Here is an 18,977-nt window from a genome sequence, read left to right on the forward strand (position 1 = left end):
AGATATTCTACTTTCATACAAACATTATTTCCCAAACTTGAACTCTACACTTATGAAACGATTCTTTCTCCTTGCCACCTCCCTTTCCTGTTTTCTTGCAACATTAGTCTTGTTGTTTACAAGTACTCAAATGCAATTTGTACAAGTTCATCAACCGCAAAAGACCGGGCGTTCGGGCGCACTTGAAGCGTTGGAATTCTGGACGGCATCGCGCGCCTATCCTGATGCCGATATTTCATCTAACAAATTTTACAGCGGATTTGAACAATCAAAAAAATGGATGAAGGAAATTCCCAACACGCCATTCTCTGATTACGATTGGCAATTCATTGGACCGGTGAATCTTGCCGGACGAACGATTGCACTCGCACTGAATCCCATTAATGGAAATACCTTATGGGCAGGTTCTGCAAGCGGCGGGTTGTGGCGTTCGCCTACAGGCGGTGTCGGAGGAAATTGGGAACGAGTGAAGATTGGCTATCCGGTTCTTGGTGTGAATGCAGTTGCGATAGATAAAAATGATACGAACACAATTTATATCGGAACGGGAGAAGTGTATCGTTATGTCGCGGCTTCGGGTGGAACCGTTATTCGAACAACACGTGGAAGTTACGGCATGGGAATTTTGAAAACGACTGACAATGGTGAGACATGGACAAAGGTGTTGGATTGGTCATACAATCAACAACAAGGCGTACAAGTTATTAAAATTAATCCGCTAAACTCAAATACAGTTTGGGCAGGAACAACAGCCGGAGTTTATAAAAGCACAGACGCTGGCTTGACTTGGACAAACACTGTCGCTCTCCCGGCAATGGATTTAGTTGTTCATCTAACTGATTCAAATAAAGTCATTGCTTCTTGTGGTAACTTTGGGTATGCAGCCACGGTCATTCGTACTTCCGATGGCGGAATGAATTGGGAGAATCTGATTTTTCCTGACTATCTGGGAAAAACAATGCTGGGAATTTCGGAATCAAATCCTGATATAGTGTATGCAAGTGTCGGTGATGACAGCACAAACGGAACAGGTTCGCTCTGGAAAACCACAGATTTCGGTTTGAGTTGGAACGAACAAAGCAATAGTTCAACACATGGCATTTGGGGTGTACAAGGTTGGTACTCGCATTATGTTGCTGTACATCCAACAACACCGGATCTGCTCGTTCATGCAGTCGTTGGAATGGGACGTTCTACGAATGGTGGAGTTAATTTTTCCGGCGCATCTTCTTATTCAGACCATCATGCATTCGCACTTCATCCAACCAATCCGAATATATTATATGATGCAAATGACAACGGGATTTACCGTTCGACAAATTTCGGACAGTCATTTGTTCACGTAAGCAGTGGTTACAACACAGGGCAATTCTATAACGGCTTTTCAAATTCAACAACTGATTCATTACTCTCCATCGGACAAGTGCAAGACCATATCCCCGGGTATATGTACTCCGGCAGTACAAATTGGACTCGAAGCGCAATGGATGAAGTCGGCTGGACAGGAATTAATCCTTCAAATGATAATATCATGTATGCTGCTTGGAGAGGCGGGAGTAATATTTATCGTTCTACAAATCGCGGCGTTTCGTTTTCAAATGTGCAAAGTTTTGGAACGACCGGCGCATGGAACGCGCCTTTTGTTATTGCTCCCTCAAATTCGAGTGTAGTTTATTTTGGAAAACAAAAAGTCTATAAAACGACAGACGGCGGCACAAGTTGGACAGCGACTAACAGCAATACGAATATTGATGGAAACCCAACGCTCTCGATGGGAATTTCAAAAACAAACGATAATGTCGTGTACATCGGAACCGCGCCATACACAACACGAGCGCAAGTTTGGAAGACGGTGAACGGAGGAACAAGTTGGCAAAACATTACCGGCACACTCCCCGACCGGTATCCGAATGATATTACTGTAGACCCGAATAATTCCAACTCGGCGTATATTGCTTTTGGCGGATTTGGAACAGGGCATTTTTATAAAACAACCGATGGCGGCACTTCATGGACAAACATCACCGGAATTTTACCGGATGTTCCCGGCACGGCTGTAATGGTTGACCCGTTGAATTCAAATAATGTATTTGCGGGAAATGATATCGGAGTGTTTATTTCGACTGATGCCGGTACCACATGGAATAATTTTTCTGACGGATTACCCGATGCGGTTCTTGTTTCGGATATTACATATTCTCCATCCAATCGTATCCTCCGTGTTGCTACACATGGCAATGGCGTATTTGAGCGAAAACTTCCTTCTGCCTTTCCTTCTGTGTTTTTGAATTTTCCCAATGGAAACGAATTATGGGAAGCAACTTCAACTCAATTAATTGAATGGTCACCATTGGTCGTTTCAAATGTAAATTTGGAATACTCAACCGATAACGGTTCTTCATGGATAACAATTGCAGATAATGTTCCTTCTACACCGTCAAATTACACATGGAATGTTCCTACAACATTAACAACCTCTGCTTTGATAAAAATAAGTTCAGCAGAAAATCCGGCTGTCTTTGATTTGTCTGATGCATCATTCACAATTTATTTCGCAGGCGCGATTGTTTCTCCAAGCGCGGGATGGAATCTTGTTTCCCTACCTTTAACGTTTGAAGACCGAAGAAAGACAACCCTCTTCCCGACAGCTGTTTCATCGGCGATTGAGTTCAACGGTTCTTATAATCAAAAAGATACCTTGCTCAACGGAATCGGGTACTGGCTAAAGTTTAGTGAATCGCAAGCAGTTATTATGCGCGGAGATTCGGTACATTCAGATACGATAGAAATTCAAGAAGGATGGAACATCATCGGGGGAATCAGTTCTCCGGTTTCTGTTTCATCAATCATCGAAGAACCATCGAATTTGCTCTCAACGGATTTCTTCGCATATAATTATGGTTATGAAAACGCGCTTACAATTGAGCCGGGGAAAGGATATTGGGTGAAAGCAAATTCAAGCGGAATAATAATTCTGAATGATGCTTTAACATTCCAACATTCTTCACACAAACAGGATTATCAAACCACATGCAATCGTCTTACGATTCGTGATGCGAGAGGAAATAAGCAAATCTTGTATTTTGGCAACGCAAATCAACAAGTGAACAACCAAAGCGCAGAACTTCCTCCTTTGCCTCCTGCCGGAATATTTGATGTTCGTTTTACGTCACAACAATCTCTTGCATTGGCTGATGAAAACGGACACTCGAAGTTCCCTATTCATTTATCCTCTGTACACTATCCGATTACAATTTCTTGGGAAATAATTGAGAAGAATTCTATAAACTGGATGTTACATTCAAATGGAAATATTTTTGTACTTGATGGAACAGGTTCCACTATTTTATCTGAGGAAGAAACAAGTAACCTTCAATTACAGGCTGAAGTAAACGCCATTGCAATTCCGGCACAAACCCGGTTGCTCCAGAACTTCCCGAATCCGTTCAACCCGCAAACGACAATTCGATTTGAACTTGGGGAAAAATCATTCGTTACTGTAAAAATCTTTGACGCACTTGGACGGCAGGTTGCCAATCTGATTGAAAACGAGTTGGAATCCGGCTACCATGAAGTTACTTGGAACGCCACTGAATATCCTTCAGGAATATATATTGTTCAACTTCAGAACAGTAATCTTTCATTCCAAACAAGGATTCTGCTCTTAAAGTAGTGATTTGACGCACCCGTACAGGGGAGTCTATTGACTTATTATCAGATATTATCTTATATTTACCTCGGATTTTATCAGGAATACTTTTTAGGATAATTTCCTTAATAATTAGGGTTTATTTATAGAAAAAGCACAGCTATGGGTAATAACATATTAATTACGGTCGGCTCTCTCATTGTTTTGGGATTGTTCACCTTATCATCGAATACGATGATAACGCAGAATACCCAAATAATGTTACAGAGTGAACATTATATCACTGCAATTGCGCTCGCTCAGTCTGTTATTGACGAAGCGAAAACCAAATCGTTCGATGAAAAGAGCACGAACAAGAACATTGTAAAGCCGGAATCCTTAACTACGTCCACCAATTTTGGAAGCGATGGGACAGGAGAACTTGTTGGCGTTGACTATGTGGATTTATACACGGAAAAAAAAGAATTTCAAGAGCGAACAACATATTACCTCAAAGAGCAAATTCTCCCATCATCTTCTACCCCCCAATCACAACTCAGGTTCGATGATGTTGATGATTACAATTATTACACACGCGTAGTGAGAACCCCGAGCAGTGGAATGGATACCATTCGCACGTCGGTTACGTACGCAAGTGTCACGTATCCGGATTCAAGTAAAACAACGGCATCATTTTGTAAAAAAATGAAGGTTGTTATTTCCGGTCAATACTTGCCAAGACCCTTTGTCATGGAATATGCTTATATCTATTGAGGTCATGCTATGAGTACTATGCTCGATATCATCGGTTCGATTATCATTGGCGGTGTTGTAATGCTGATGGTGTTAAATGTAAACTCGAACTTTGTAACGCTGCAAGGAAAACAAGCCCTCTCAAAAGTAGTACAATCCAATGCAACTGCCGCGGCTGAACTTGTCGAACATGATTTCCGTAAAATCGGTTATCGCTGTACCGATTCTATAAAACTTAGTCTTATGGATTCAAGTAGGATTACCGCACTCGGTGATTTTGATGACAACGGCTCCATTGATAGCATCAGATACTACTTCGACAATGTAACTCCTGTGTACGCATCACCTGCGAATAAAGATATACGGATGCTGTACCGGGTCTTTAATAACCAGGTTCCCTCTCCTATTAATTTAGGATTTACACGATTTCGACTCTGGTATTTTGATTCATCTGAAAGTGAAACATCTGTTCGTTCAAATGTCCGTTCAATAAAAGTCGCATTTCAATTTGCGAGTCCTTACAAATATGAAACCACTGCTCAGTACGATACAAATTTTTACACGTTGTATTGGGAGCGTATTGTTAAACCAAAAAATTTAAAGTGATTTATGCAAGGTCGTTCATTAGCAATAATACTTAGTGGAGTGATTGCAATCGGAAGTTACATTCAGTACAACATGTTGCAATCGAATAAGCGTCTAACCGAAAATGTACTCAACTACACTTCACGCCAGACGGCACAGAACATTGCGCAGACAGGCGTTTATATGGGACTCAGGAAACTTGCTGAAAACCGAAATTGGCGCGCAGGATATAAGAACCTCCCTTTAATGGGTGGAAATCTAACCGTAAGAATTGTTGACACAGTCTTTAATGGTAAAAATGTAATTGGAGTACTTGCCAGCGCAAAGATGCCTTACAGTACATGGACCGATTCTTCAGAACGATTGCCGGACACTGTCGGGAATAGTCGTGCATATCTTCCCAAAGGGTTTATCCCGGCATCAGTCAAAGCCGCAATTACCGCAAACAATCCCATTGTAACCTTAGGAACTCTAACCACCGACGGAAGAGACCACGATCTCGAAGGTTCTAAAATGATTCCGAATCAAGGAACACTTGGGATATGGACTACGAAAACGTATGACCAAAGAGGCGATTCACATACAGGAGGTACTGATTCCGCGTCACGTGTTGATTATGAACCGGATAAACCTGCTCATGTGAAAACTTTCAAAACATTCGGTGTTTGGCCCGGCGGTTACCCCGGAACTCCCGATAGTATTCTCGGCGGACCATCAATGGGATTTCCTGAAGGAACACTGAAAGCTATTGCAATGAGCGGAATAAACGGTAGTCAATATACGACGAACCCGGCAACGCTTAAGTATCCCCTCAGTGGTGTGACGTATGTTGAGTTAGCGAACGCGGGGAGATGGATAGCGGCGGATGTTGAGGGTGAAGGAATTTTAGTTGTGCACAATGCATGGAAGAATGCCAGTATCGAAGAATGGAAAACGAAACAAACATTTAGAGGGTTAGTCATTTGCGATGACCCCTATCGAATACATTCGACAGTAGTTGGCGCTATCGTAGGGTTATCACCCTCCATCTCGCGTGGTAATTGTATTGGAAATGGAACCGGAAATATTCTTTTTTCAAATGAAGCAATTGCGACCGCAACAGGTTCTATCATTGGTAATGCCGGAGGTCCGTGCGATGCTCAAGTCCTTGCATGGTGGGAATAATATTTTTGTAATTTATTTGTCACTTATTAGGGTACTCATATTATGAAAAAAACAATTCAATTCATTTCAAGCATCATTCTTCTCTCTTTGTTGTTCACTTCTTTGAGTATATCTCAGGATGTCTGGAAAAAAACAGGGGGACCGAACGCAGGCTATGTCTTCTCTCTCGCATTAGATTCCAGCGGGCATATCTTTGCAGGAACAGGGGCAAACGGTGTTTTCCATTTAGTTCCCGGCGCTTCATGGAAACAAATCAGTTCTGAACTCTCGAATTCTGTTGCGTACGCAGTTGCTGTTGATTTTGACGGACACTTATTTACCGGAACCGATGACGGTGTTTACATGTCGAAAGATGATGGAGGAAAATGGTCTGAAGTAAGTTCAGGTTTGAAGAACACTTACATCAATTGCATGACGGTTAACAGAACCAAGGAAATTATCTTCGCAGGAACGGCAGGTGGCGGAGTTTTTCGCTCATTTGATGGTGGATATACTTGGAAGGAAGGTAACAGCGGACTTGACGATAAGGTTGTTTTATGTTTGTCTTTTGATAAAGATGGTCACATTTACGCTGGAACAGACAAAATGGGAATTTTTCGTTCTGCAGACAACGGGAGCACATGGCAAAATGTCAGTTCAGGATTACCTGTTGCAAGTATTCTATCGTTGACTGTAAATAATAAAAATATGATTTTTGCAGGTACGCGAGAGGGATTATATCGCTCTCAGAGCGATGGAAGAACATGGTCAAAACTTACCAAGGGACTGCAAGCTACCTCTTTTTATTCACTGACATTTTGCAAGCATGGAACCACGTATGTGGGTACAGATAAAGGAATCTTTCGTTCGGAAGATAATGGTGATTCCTGGGAAACAGATGAAATCGGGATCCCGGATGTTGCTATAATATCGATGGTGACGGACGATAGAGACTACATCTACGCAGGAACCGACAAAGGGGAAGTCTTCTTTCATACATTTGAAGACCATTAAAAATATTTTTTGATACCAGAAGAAGCGGACTACAGAACAATCTGTAGCCCGCTTTTTTTTATGTTTCTTAATGTCACAAGAATTCCTTATACTTGCTCGCGCATGAATCATCAGCGACCACATATTTTGGTTCTCTTAACGCTTTGCTTTGTCATTTCCCTTATTTGGTGTGGTGACATTAGTTGCCTTAATGGAACAAGCGAAGAGAATTGTTCTTCGTTATTGTGCAATCTTTCTGGAAATCATTCTTCAAATGCCGATAGATCGCGAAACAATAGTGTAGATAATTGTACATGTGTTTGTCACACTCCTACAGTAATAGGACAATTATGGGGTGTTACATTCCCTCTTAGTTCACAAAATTATTTTCCTGAATTTACTTTTCACATCCCCTCATCTCCTAACCGGCTTCTTTATCGCCCGCCGTTAGCCGCGTAACTGCCTCCCCCTTTACTCGAAGTGATTCCCTCACTTTGAGCACTTTTTACTTTCACTGATTTTCAAAACTAATTAAGAGGTTTTGCCTTGAAAAGGTATATCCCATTTGTGGGATGGCTTTCTCTATTTTTGTTCATGCAATTGCAAGGACAAGAAGTGAAAAAGTTATCCCTGCATGATGCTCTTGAGTTTGCGCTCAAGAATAATCCTAACTTACTTAAAGCCGAGAAGGAAATTGACGCGGCGAACGGAAGAATCTTACAATCAGGAAAAATCCCCAATCCTGAATTTTCCATCGCTGTGAACGAAACTCCATCAGGCATCAATTTCGGTTCTTCAAACGAGCAGGATATTTCTCTCTCCCAGGAGATTGAGTATCCAACCAAAAGAAACTGGAGAATTGATATTGCAGTAACAGAAAAACAACTGACGCAACTTGAACTTGCCCGCACAAAGATTCTTCTCACTGGCGAAGTGAAGCAAGCATATTACCACGCTTACTTTGCTAAGAAACAAATTGACTTTCTTCAACAACAACTTGTTTTGCTCGATGACGTGCAAACAACATTGACCTCCCAATATCAAACGAACAACATCAACTACCTTGATATCATCAGAATGAAAGTCGAACGGACAAGGTTGTCAAACGATATCAACGAAGCAAGACGTGAATATCGGGTCCGGTTAAACGCTCTTACCATTCTCATCGGTTACCAATCTGATGAGAATGTGGAAGTAAGTGATAGCATCGCATTTATGCCGGTGAAATTACAACAAGATTCCCTTGTCACCTCTTTGATGGGACAAAGCATAACGCTGAACATTGCAAAGCAATCCATTCAACGTGAGCAACAATCCCTTTCCCTTGCAAAGACAAGTTACCTGCCGGATTTCTCTGTCGGGATTTCTCACCAACGAAGGAGAGAACTCAATGGCTTCAATAACAATCTGTGGGGAATTGAATTGAAAGCATCTCTTCCCTTCTGGTCGTGGTATGAACCGAAGGGACAGGTTGAAGAAGCAACTGCAAGAACTTCCATCGCTGAAGAAAATTTGAAAGCAGTTGAACGGAATATTCGGACTCGGATAAAGAACTCATTCGATTTTGTCCAAACAACGGAACAACAAATTCGTTCGTTCGATGAATCACTACTCAGAGATGCCAAAGATATTCTCTCAATAGCAATAACACAATATCAGAACAACCAAATAGACATACTGAACGTGTTGGATATTTACAGAACATATCTCTCGACGAATATTGAATATGCCCGCGCGTTGCTGAACTATGCCATCGCTCTTGCTGAACTGGAAACATCGGCGGAATTACCAAATGAACAACAATTTTGAAATGGAGTTACAATGAATATCATATATCAATCTAAAATACTTCTCTCACTTCTGTTTCTTTTATTCATGCTATTGCTTGGATGTGGAAAACGGGAACAGGAACAATCGGAAATGGAACATGGGGAACACGAATCTGAATTCTCAGAAAACACGACGGTCCATCTCGATATGCACAAAGTGTATCACGCTGGAATCAAAGTGGAAACGGTGGAAAAGAAATCCGTTGCCATTCCACTGACTATCCCCGGAAAAGTCAGTTTCAATGAACGAAAGCAGGCACACATCACCTCACGGCTCGCCGGACGCATTGAGCACGTTTATGCGTTCACGAATGATAATGTCACTGAAAGCGAAGTACTTGCCGAACTTTTCAGTCAGGAGTTTCTCACAATGCAGTCTGAATTTCTTCAAGTCGTGGCGAGATTGAACCGTCTCGGGCAATCCGGTGAAGATAACACGACAACAAAAGCGCTCTACGAGTCGTCGAAAAAGAAATTGAAAATCGTAGGTCTTACAGAAAATGAATTGAAAGAATTAGAAACATCACTAACTCCTCAATCTCTTTATCGGATTCACGCTCCGTTCAAGGGGACGGTGCTTGAGAGTAAAATCAAACTTGGTTCGTATGTTGAACTTGGAACTGAATTGTTTGATTATGCCGACCTTTCGACGGTTTGGATTCTTGCAGATGTTTTTGAGAACAACCTTCCTTACATCAAAACAGGTATGCGCGCAACAATCGAAGTCAGCGCGTTCCCGGAAGTGTTTGAAGGAACAATTAATTCGGTGTATAACGTCGTTGATGAAAATACGCGAACTGTTAAAGCGCGCATCGAAGTACAAAACACATCGGGAAAATTAAAACCCGAAATGTTCTGCACGGTAAAAATTCAAACATCGCTTGGGAACGAGACAATTAAGATTCCTGAAAGCGCGTTGCTCGGGGAAACAGAAAAGCATTTTGTTTTCATCGCGCTGAATGATTCAACATTTGAGAAGCGGGATGTTCGCACAGGTGTGGAAACTCGTGAATTTGCTGAAGTCATGGATGGATTACTCGTCGGTGAAAAAATAGTGGTCAAAGGCGGATTCTTTTTGAAATCCGAGTTGGCAAAAGAAACCTTTGGCGAAGAACATTAAGAGAGGAATGACTTATGATAAATAGAATCATTGATTTTGCATTAACACAACGAGTGCTCATTGTTGCATTAGCAATTCTTGTAGCAGTCATCGGCATCTACTCGTTAAATGAAATTCCGATAGATGCTTTTCCCGATGTTACCAACGTTCAGGTACAAATTATTTCCGAAGCGCCGGGACTTTCTCCGGTTGAAGTCGAAAAGTTAGTAACATTTCCCATCGAAATCGCGATGAACGGACTTCCGCGATTGACGGAAGTTCGTTCTATCTCAAAATTCGGTCTCACGGTTGTCACTGTCGTCTTTGAAGATGGTGTTGATATCTACTTTGCGCGGCAGTTGGTGTTTGAACGATTGCAAGGCGTGAAGGAATCGCTTCCACCGACAGTCCCGGAACCTGAAATGGGTCCCATCGCGAGCGGTATGGGAGAAATCTATCAGTACTTTCTTGAAAGCGACAGTCTCGACATTATGGGTCTGCGAACGATTCAGGATTGGTATATTAAACCGCAGTTGCGAACCGTTCCCGGAGTTACGGAGGTGAACAGTTTCGGAGGACTTGTCAAGCAATATCACATCCTCGTCGAGCCGTCAAAATTATTGAGCTACAATTTAACGCTCGATGAAGTGTTTGAATCGGTAGAAAAAAATAATTCGGTTGCAGGAGGAAATTATCTCGAACATGCGTCAGAGCAATATATTATTCGGGGAATCGGTCTTGCACAAACCGCGCGCGACCTTGAAAACATCGTTGTAAAAAATGAACATGGAACTCCGGTGTATCTAAAACATGTCGCGCAGGTAACTGTCGGTCCGGAAATCCGTCAAGGCGCAGTTGTCATGCAGGGACGAGGAGAGGTCTCCGCCGCAATCGTGATGATGTTGAAAGGTGAAAACAGCAGAAAAGTCATCGAACGCGTGAAAACAAAGATTGATGAAATTAACAAGTCCTTACCGCCACACGTGAAAGTCCATCCTTATTATGACCAAACGGACTTGGTGGAGAAAACAATCACGACAGTGAAAACAAATTTGCTCGAAGGCGGATTGTTAGTCGTGGTAGTGTTGCTTATGTTTCTCGGTGATTTCCGCGGCGCGATGATTGTTGCTTCGACCATTCCTCTCTCCATGCTTTGCGCGTTTATCGGAATGAAATGGCTTGGTTTATCTGCAAATCTCATGAGTCTCGGCGCAATTGATTTCGGAATGATTGTTGACGGTTCTGTAGTCATGGTAGAAAACTTTGAGCGTAAATTGCTTCACCATAGCGGGCAACACACGAAACTTCAACTCATTCAGGATGCGGCGAAAGAAGTCGGCAGACCGATTCTTTTTGGCATTCTCATCATCATCGCCGTCTATATCCCAATTCTCACCTTGCAAGGAATTGAAGGAAAAATGTTTGCGCCGATGGCATTGACAGTCGGGATGGCGTTACTCGGTTCACTTATTCTGACACTCACCTTTGTTCCTGTTCTCAGTTCGTACTTCCTCAAAGAGAAGAAATCTCATAAGGAACCTCGACTTATCCATTGGATTCGACTTGTGTACACGCCGCTTCTTGAACGCGCACTGAAACATAAGTTCCTTGTTTTGCTTGGCGCGTTGCTCGTTCTTGCGATTTCATTTGCTGTTGTTCCGTTCCTCGGAACAGAGTTTATTCCTGAACTTGATGAAGGTTCGATTCTCATTCAACCGATACGGATGCCGAGTATTTCACTCACCGAATCAATCGAAATAGAAAAGAAAGTTCAACAAATCATTATGCAATTTCCTGAAGTCGAGTTTGTGGTTGGTCGTCTTGGTCGCCCCGATATCGCAACCGACCCGATGGGTGTGAACCTCAGCGATATTTATGTCACACTGAAACCTAAATCGGAATGGAAAACTGCCGGGACAAAAGAAGAACTCGTTGAAAAGATGGTGGAAGAATTGAAGCACATTCCCGGTGTAAACTACAACATCACACAGCCGATTGCCATGCGTGTGGATGAACTTGTTTCCGGTGTGAAGTCTGATATTGCCATCAAACTGTTCGGCACTGATTTGAATATGTTGAAAGAAAAAGCAGACCGCATAGCCGATGTCGTTCGTACCGTCAATGGCGCGGTTGATGTTTCGATTGAGCAAACCTCAGGACAAACGTATTTGAATATTTATGTTGACAGAGATGCAATTGCTCGTTATGGACTGAATGTTGCTGATGTTCAGCGTGTTATTGAGATTGCGATCGGAGGAAAAACCGCTACCGAGATGTTTGAAGGACAAGCGCGGTTTGCAGTACTTGTTCGTTACCCTGAAAACAACCGGGGTGATATTCAATCAATTGAAAATACTCTTGTGAGTTTACCGGGCGGAGGAAACGTTCCGTTAAAACAAGTTGCTCGCATTGTTGCGGAAGAAGGACCCGTTCAAGTAAGCCGTGAATACGGACAACGGCGAATCGTCATCGAGTGTAATGTGCGTGGCACCGATATAGGAACGTTCGTCGCAGAAGCAAAGAAGAAGATTGAATCTTCCGTTCAACTTCCAACAGGTTACTATATTACGTGGGGAGGACAATTTGAAAATCAGCAAAGCGCGATGCAACGATTAACGATTGTCCTTCCGCTTTCCATCTTTATTATTTTCGTATTGCTCTTTACAACCTTCGGGAATATCCGGCACTCGATGTTGATTCTGTTAAACCTTCCCTTTGCTCTAAGCGGAGGAATCTTCGCGCTCCTTCTTCGTGATTTGAACCTGAGTGTCTCTGCCTCCATCGGATTTATCGCTTTGTTTGGAGTTGCAGTCTTAAACGGGATTGTCCTCATTTCCTACATCAATCAGTTAGTGAAAGAAGGACATGATTTAAACATAGCGATTATCAAAGGCGCATCAGACCGACTACGCCCCGTTCTTATGACTGCGCTTGTTGCAAGCCTCGGCTTTATCCCGATGGCACTTTCGCACGGAACGGGCGCGGAAGTGCAACGACCTCTGGCAACAGTTGTTATCGGTGGATTAGTAACATCAACATTGTTGACATTATTTGTCCTCCCGATTTTATTTCAGTGGATTGAAGGGAAAAAGATAAAAAATAACAAAAGATGAAGCTTTGAAAAGCGGGCTACTTACAGTCAGTAGCCCGCTATTTTTATTTCAGTCCAAGGTCTGAGGCAATCCCCTTCATCGCATCAATCACAAATTGAATATGTTCGTCGAGCGGAATACCTAATTCTGCCGTCCCTTGTGTAATGTCATCGCGATTAACATTGCGGGCGAACGCTTTGTCTTTCAGTTTCTTTTTGACAGATGACACTTCGAGGTCGGCAATTTTATTCGGTCTGACTAACGAACACGCCATAATAAACCCGCACAGTTCGTCGCTCGCATACAACACTTTTGCCATGAGAGATTCACGCGCTACACCAGTGTACGTTGCATGTCCCAAAATCGCTGTTCTGATTTCTTCGCTGTATCCTTTCTCCTTCAATATCTCCGAACCTTTGAGCGGGTGGTCGGGCGGGTCAGGATACATTTCGTAATCAAAATCATGAAGCAAGCCGGTGATGCCCCAAATCTCCTCATCCTCGTTGTACTTGCGCGCATACGCACGCATTGCCGCTTCCACTGAATACATGTGTTTCAGGAGAGCATCGTTCTTGGTGTATTCTTGTAAAAGTTGAAGTGCGTCTGTTCTGTTCATACTGATATGTTGTCAGGTGATTTTGTGTTGATTGTTCTTGTTGATATATTCAGCCACGATGATTATTACCGCATTAGCCGTTGCATTCTTAGTTCTTCTGATATTCGCCGCATATTTCGGGAGGATGGCATTACTTCAAAAACCCGCTCATCCCGACGATGTCTTCTCCGAAAAGTGTTCGGTGTGCAGAGAAAAATTCCATAAATCAAAACTCGTCGAACGGCAAATCGGCGACTACAAAATGTTGTACTTTTGCAAAACGTGCGTGGAGAAGTTGGCGAAAGAAGTTCAATCCAACATTACAAGCACCTGATTGCAGAATCATCGAGATTTTCCCCAATTGTAGTACAGACCTGCCTGCCGCAGGCATGGAATCCTTTTCTGTCCTGACTCTTCTGACAGGCAAGAATGCCTGTCCAACATACTTTTTCTTCGAACTCTTCTCCTCTTTATCGAGGAACTCCTCAAACTTCATTTTTTCGTAGTGGTCTTCACCGAGGAACTTGAGAATTTTGAGGAAGCGCTCAGGCTCAACATAGCCGCCCAACTTGGTAATCATATCTGAATCTGCCTTCAGAAAAACAATCGTTGGATATCCTGTAGCGCCGAATCCTTGTGCAAGTTGCGCCTCCGTATATTCTTTCCCCTTGAACTTAAATTTCTTCGAAGATTCCGCATTAATCTTAATGGAGACATAATTGTTTCCGAGATACTTTGCAACGTCTTTGTTCGCGTATACTTCTTTATCAAGTTTCTTACACCAGCCGCACCAATCGGTGTAAATATCGAGCATAATTTTTTTGTTTGATTTCTTTGCTTGCTCGATTCCTTCCTCAAATGACGACCAGGAAGTTTCAACTTTCTTCTCTGTCTTATCGTCCGGGGTGAACATAAAACTCAATGCTAATAAACTTAAAATGAACAAACTCATACATGATTCCTTTGTAATTTAGAACAACACGCCAACGGTGAACGTGTGAGTAGAACCCAAATCGGATTTATCGGGACCGAACGCATAATCGAGCGTAAACATGTTTTGCCTGAAGCCGATTCCCGTTGTGATACTCTTCGATTCATACCCTGATTGAAAGCCGCCTCGTAATGCAATCATTTTTTGAAATTCAAACTCAGCCCCGATGTGTACATGGGCAGTCCCCTCATTCTTCACTGAAACAATTTCTGTGGCGAGAGTGATATTCCCTTCAATCTTCTCTAACGGTATTTCATACGCGCCGCCGAAGCGATACGTTGTTGGCAACGTTGACGCAATGGTATGCAACTCGTTCATCGAACCGAGATTATCAACAACGAAGCCGAGGCGAACCTCCCATGGAGTCATGTAGGTTCCGCCTATGTTTATTCCATAGCCGGTTGCTTCATCAACATAAATTTTTTCATAAAGATAATTTGCCGTGAATCCTAAACTCAATTCATCTGAAAACCTATACGCGCCTGCCATTCCTATTGATGCGTTCTTCGCGTCGAACGTCCCTTCTGCTGCGCCGGGGGTGCTTCTAATTTCAATATCGGAAACGCTAAGAGAATGAAGGCCGAATGCTAACGTAACATCATCCAGCGGAACTGAAACGCCAAGAAACTCAGAACGGGTATCCTGAAATAATTCTCTGTGTGAAAATACAGCCTGAACGGATTGAGATTGTGTCAGCGAAGCAGGATTGTAGTTCATTGCAAACGGCTCTGCACCAATGACGGAATACGCTTCGCCCATACTGACGGCTTTGCCACCGACACCGAATTTGAGAAACGATAAACCGGTTCCTCCTGCCTGAGCAAGAACAAACTGAAAACTAATTCCAAGCAGGATAACAATTGAAATAATTCTTTTCATAAATTAAAACGTTGTCGAAAGGGTAATGACATGAATATCGTGCGAAGAAAACGGCTCGAAGACAAATGCGTATGTCAGAGCAGGAGTCCAATCTCCGAATGCCCGACGGGCAGAAAATCCGAACGATGGTTTCGCACCGGTTGCATCATCGCCGAAATCGTATCTATCAAATCCGCCGCGAACGCTAATGTTCTCGTGGACTGCGTATTCAATTCCCGCACGGAATGCGTTCGTACTCGCCGATGTGTTTTCATATTCAAGAGAAATAATTGCACCGGCTTCTTTCCAATGATACGCGGCTCCGAACTTTCTCACCATCGGAAATTTATCTTTGGAATTCTTTCCGTTGAGCGAGCCATAGACCGGTGTTGTGTTCCAATTATATTTTGAATTGATGTCTGAAACTGATGCACCCAGAGTTAACTCCGGTGAGAATTGAAATACTGCGCCAATATCAAACCCGACAGTTGATGAAGAGACCTCTTCAAACAATTTACTGTAATACATTTTTACTGTCACACCAAGTGAAAGATTATCCGAGACGCGATTAGCAAAAGCGAGATAAAACTGATTCTCGAACGTGGAATAATCTTCCGTGTGAACACCATCGTTGTCCCGTCCGTCAATGTTACTCACACCCGCATTGATAAGTCCAATGGAGAACCCGCCGCGAGGTTCAATCGGTTGTGTGTAACTGAGAAAATTCAAACTTCTGTCAAGTGAGAGAATTCCGAAACTTGCAGAGGCGGTACGTTTTTCTGTAAATGGTGCAAGCGCAGGATTGTAATATGTGTTGATGTCTCCGGTTGCGACTGCCACAAGCGCATTTCCCATTCCCATCCCTCGCGCTCCAAATCCCATCCGTGCAAACGAACCGATATAAGGACTATCAGCCATTGCTTGAAACATCAAACAACAAACAAACAAAAGCAGAAAGAAAAACTTCTTCATTGTAACACCAAAATCTTTCCGAACTGAGGTTCATCGTTATCAATCACAAGGCGATAGAAATAAACGCCGTTAGGGACAAGTTCGCCGCCATCGGTTCGTCCGTCCCAAAATTCGTCAAACTCCTGAGCCACAGACCGTTGTGCTTTTGTAATTAACGTGCGGACTCGATTCATTCCGAAATCGAAAACCTCAATTGAGACTTCACGATTTCCTGACGCACTTAAATTCGTCGCACCGTAATGTATCCTCACAATATTATCAAGCGAAGGCGAATAGGGATTCGGATAGGCATACGTTTCGGCTTTTGTTCCAAGTTGTTGATAAGCACGAAATGCTTTCCACGTTGAACCAAACAGATGCATGTCATTATCAATTGTCATGACTAATCCGTCATCTGTTCCAATTAATACCGTATCATTGACAACCACGACGCTATATACTTTCGGTGAAGGTATAGAGACCCGGGGCAATTCATCAACAAAATCTGAAAACTTCTGAAATGAAATTCCCCAATCCGAAGTACGGTAAACACCCAGGTCGGTAGCGATGTACACGATGGAATCCTTAAATGCAAAGTCATACGCCTTTACACCATGCAATAAATTTTTCCATGAGAGTCCGCCGTCATCCGTGTAACTTATACCATAATCTTCTTCGTAATCGTTTGCGCGCCAGTTCGTTGTCCAGATTCTGCTTTTGCCATTCACACGTTGTTCATCAATCGCAATCACCCAATTTCCGAGAATCGGTTTGGTTTGATTTTGATGCGTTAACCGAACCCAACTTACTCCTGCATCGGTTGATTTATTGACACCGCCAGCCGTTCCGCACCAGATTGTGTCATCATCAACGGCAAAAACAGAAAAAGCAAGCATGTTAAAATTTTGCCGTGGGTCAAATCGTGTAAATATTCTTTGCTGACGGAGCGTATCTGACGGCGCATACGTCCAAAGCGTATCCCATGGAGAAATGCTCATTCTATTATCAAGCGGTAGTAAGATTCGTTCCCATGTTTGCCCGTTATCATATGAACGTCTCAAACTGCTTGACCAACTTGCAATATACACAGTTCCCGAAGGAGTGATGGAAATATCAAACGTAACATTTTGTTGAGGAACAGTAACCGGAAGAATCCAGACCGAATCATTGATTCCGTATTGAATGTATTTTGCATTCGGGTCATCTAATGTTTGCGGAACATAATCCCAACTTATTCCATTATCGAGTGAGAATGTGTACCCGCCGCCGGTTTGAACACTTCCGCCTTCAATTTCTGTATCGTAGCCGGTCGAAGTCCAAATTGTATTCCCATTCGTTGCTAACGAAAATATTCCGTTGTGTGGAAATTTTGAATTGCCGCGAAAACTTTGCCATGAATTTCCAAAGTCTGTCGTTCGTGCAAGACCTTTGCTTGTTCCTGTCCATAAATTTCCCGGTTCGTAGCGCATGTACGTAACGCTATTGCTCGGAATCAAATGGGAACTGCTCGAACTCGAATCCGACCAAATAACTCTCGGCACATTCATCTGCCCAAACATTGAACCAACGAATAGCAAATAACAGATAACTGATAACTTCTTCACGGTTGCCTCACAATCATTGTATGTAAAATCTTATTACTCATTACACCAAGTTGGTCAACAGCAACAAACTCGAACCGATATGATTGTGGCGGTGTGTTCCATGGTAACTGGAATCTGCCGGAGTACACGCCATCTGCCGATACCGAATCATACTTCACATCGTTTTTAATTCCATCATCAAACAATAGAAATTGTTTATTCGTGTCGCTTGGTGAATCGAGATTTCGGAAATAGACTTTTTCTATGTCTGCTTTTCCGTCTGCATCTGTAACATTCACATGCATCACAAATAACACAGAATACGGACTTGGAGGAAGTGTCACGGTATCAGGCGCAACGAGATTGGAAATTACCGGTGCGTTGCTGCTTCTCACAACCCTCAGCCGATGAATGATGGTGTTACTCGTCATTCCTGCTTTGTCACTTGCACTCAAACGAACAGAGAAATTTCCTACCTGCACTCGTTTGATTTGAATCGAAACTGTTCCGGTGAAAATATTATCCGTTGTTGAAGTATCGGGGAATACTCCGTTGTTGAACAATCGCACAGTTGCCAACGTTGATGTAGAAGTAGGAGAGAGGATTTCACACTGAACGGTTTTCAGTGTGCCGTTACCATCGGGATGCGTAGCCTTCCCGGAAACCACGAATGTCAGAGTAATTAAATCATTCGGTGAGGGCGTTCCTCCTACAAGTATTGAGTCAGTATCAATGACATCAGGCGTAACCGCGATGTTACTGACAAACGGCGCGTTCAATTGAACGTCAAGCGGATTTTCTTTTTTCTGTTCGCATGCGATTATCAATAAACTCAGCATTGCGATAAGAAAATAATTGATATGCGTTTTCAAATTAT

The 18,977-nt window shown here is 42.8% G+C and carries 14 protein-coding genes; 8 read left to right on the forward strand and 6 right to left on the reverse strand.

Going from position 1 to position 18,977, the window contains the following annotated elements; genetic code table 11:
* Positions 1-52 precede the first annotated feature (52 nt).
* The 8 genes from HY960_00195 (at position 53) to HY960_00230 (ending at position 13,143) form a co-directional block, all read left to right on the forward strand.
* Entirely contained in the window at positions 53-3,673 is a 3,621-nt protein-coding gene (locus tag HY960_00195; protein MBI5214152.1) for a T9SS type A sorting domain-containing protein, read from the forward strand.
* A gap of 138 nt (positions 3,674-3,811) precedes the next feature.
* The gene (locus HY960_00200; protein ID MBI5214153.1) at positions 3,812-4,402 is read left to right on the forward strand and encodes a hypothetical protein; all 591 of its coding nucleotides are present in this window, start codon (positions 3,812-3,814) and stop codon (positions 4,400-4,402) included.
* A 9-nt stretch (positions 4,403-4,411) separates the two neighbouring features.
* On the forward strand, positions 4,412-4,987 hold the full coding sequence (locus HY960_00205; protein ID MBI5214154.1) for a hypothetical protein: 576 nt from the start codon (positions 4,412-4,414) through the stop codon (positions 4,985-4,987).
* A 3-nt stretch (positions 4,988-4,990) separates the two neighbouring features.
* Positions 4,991-6,130 (forward strand): hypothetical protein, encoded by a 1,140-nt coding sequence (locus HY960_00210; protein ID MBI5214155.1) that lies wholly within the window; start codon positions 4,991-4,993, stop codon positions 6,128-6,130.
* Between the two features lie 42 nt (positions 6,131-6,172).
* Positions 6,173-7,123, forward strand: coding sequence for a hypothetical protein (locus tag HY960_00215; GenBank protein MBI5214156.1), 951 nt, complete (start codon positions 6,173-6,175; stop codon positions 7,121-7,123).
* 525 nt (positions 7,124-7,648) lie between these two features.
* Positions 7,649-8,911, forward strand: coding sequence for a TolC family protein (locus HY960_00220; protein MBI5214157.1), 1,263 nt, complete (start codon positions 7,649-7,651; stop codon positions 8,909-8,911).
* 12 nt (positions 8,912-8,923) lie between these two features.
* Entirely contained in the window at positions 8,924-10,051 is a 1,128-nt protein-coding gene (locus HY960_00225; protein ID MBI5214158.1) for an efflux RND transporter periplasmic adaptor subunit, read from the forward strand.
* A gap of 14 nt (positions 10,052-10,065) precedes the next feature.
* Positions 10,066-13,143 carry an efflux RND transporter permease subunit gene (locus HY960_00230; protein MBI5214159.1) on the forward strand — a complete coding sequence of 1,026 codons (3,078 nt, stop codon included), beginning with the start codon at positions 10,066-10,068 and terminating at the stop codon, positions 13,141-13,143.
* 43 nt (positions 13,144-13,186) lie between these two features.
* Here the strand turns inward: HY960_00230 and HY960_00235 are convergent, their stop codons facing one another.
* The 6 genes from HY960_00235 to HY960_00260 form a co-directional block, all read right to left on the reverse strand.
* On the reverse strand, positions 13,187-13,738 hold the full coding sequence (locus HY960_00235) for an HD domain-containing protein (GenBank protein ID MBI5214160.1): 552 nt from the start codon (positions 13,736-13,738) through the stop codon (positions 13,187-13,189).
* 205 nt (positions 13,739-13,943) lie between these two features.
* Positions 13,944-14,669 (reverse strand): thioredoxin fold domain-containing protein, encoded by a 726-nt coding sequence (locus HY960_00240; protein MBI5214161.1) that lies wholly within the window; start codon positions 14,667-14,669, stop codon positions 13,944-13,946.
* 18 nt (positions 14,670-14,687) lie between these two features.
* Complete coding sequence (locus HY960_00245) at positions 14,688-15,587, reverse strand: PorV/PorQ family protein (protein MBI5214162.1); 900 nt, start codon at positions 15,585-15,587, stop codon at positions 14,688-14,690.
* Positions 15,588-15,590: 3 nt separating this feature from the next.
* Entirely contained in the window at positions 15,591-16,538 is a 948-nt protein-coding gene (locus HY960_00250) for a PorV/PorQ family protein (GenBank protein MBI5214163.1), read from the reverse strand.
* On the reverse strand, positions 16,535-18,121 hold the full coding sequence (locus HY960_00255; GenBank protein MBI5214164.1) for a hypothetical protein: 1,587 nt from the start codon (positions 18,119-18,121) through the stop codon (positions 16,535-16,537). The genes HY960_00250 and HY960_00255 overlap by 4 nt, the downstream gene beginning before the upstream one ends.
* Positions 18,118-18,972, reverse strand: coding sequence for a hypothetical protein (locus HY960_00260; GenBank protein MBI5214165.1), 855 nt, complete (start codon positions 18,970-18,972; stop codon positions 18,118-18,120). Before HY960_00260 ends, HY960_00255 begins: the two co-directional genes overlap by 4 nt.
* Positions 18,973-18,977 lie beyond the last annotated feature (5 nt).

This window comes from Ignavibacteriota bacterium (assembly GCA_016212665.1).
Taxonomy (GTDB): Bacteria; Bacteroidota; Ignavibacteria; order UBA10030; family SZUA-254; genus FW602-bin19.

Bases quoted from the DNA above. Each gene is read 5' to 3' on its own strand.
- HY960_00195 (MBI5214152.1), top strand. From the start codon at position 53: ATGAAACGATTCTTTCTCCTTGCCACCTCCCTTTCCTGTTTTCTTGCA.
- HY960_00200 (MBI5214153.1), top strand. From the start codon at position 3,812: ATGGGTAATAACATATTAATTACGGTCGGCTCTCTCATTGTTTTGGGA.
- HY960_00205 (MBI5214154.1), top strand. From the start codon at position 4,412: ATGAGTACTATGCTCGATATCATCGGTTCGATTATCATTGGCGGTGTT.
- HY960_00210 (MBI5214155.1), top strand. From the start codon at position 4,991: ATGCAAGGTCGTTCATTAGCAATAATACTTAGTGGAGTGATTGCAATC.
- HY960_00215 (MBI5214156.1), top strand. From the start codon at position 6,173: ATGAAAAAAACAATTCAATTCATTTCAAGCATCATTCTTCTCTCTTTG.
- HY960_00225 (MBI5214158.1), top strand. From the start codon at position 8,924: ATGAATATCATATATCAATCTAAAATACTTCTCTCACTTCTGTTTCTT.
- HY960_00230 (MBI5214159.1), top strand. From the start codon at position 10,066: ATGATAAATAGAATCATTGATTTTGCATTAACACAACGAGTGCTCATT.
- HY960_00235 (MBI5214160.1), bottom strand. From the start codon at position 13,738: ATGAACAGAACAGACGCACTTCAACTTTTACAAGAATACACCAAGAAC.
- HY960_00240 (MBI5214161.1), bottom strand. From the start codon at position 14,669: ATGAGTTTGTTCATTTTAAGTTTATTAGCATTGAGTTTTATGTTCACC.
- HY960_00245 (MBI5214162.1), bottom strand. From the start codon at position 15,587: ATGAAAAGAATTATTTCAATTGTTATCCTGCTTGGAATTAGTTTTCAG.
- HY960_00250 (MBI5214163.1), bottom strand. From the start codon at position 16,538: ATGAAGAAGTTTTTCTTTCTGCTTTTGTTTGTTTGTTGTTTGATGTTT.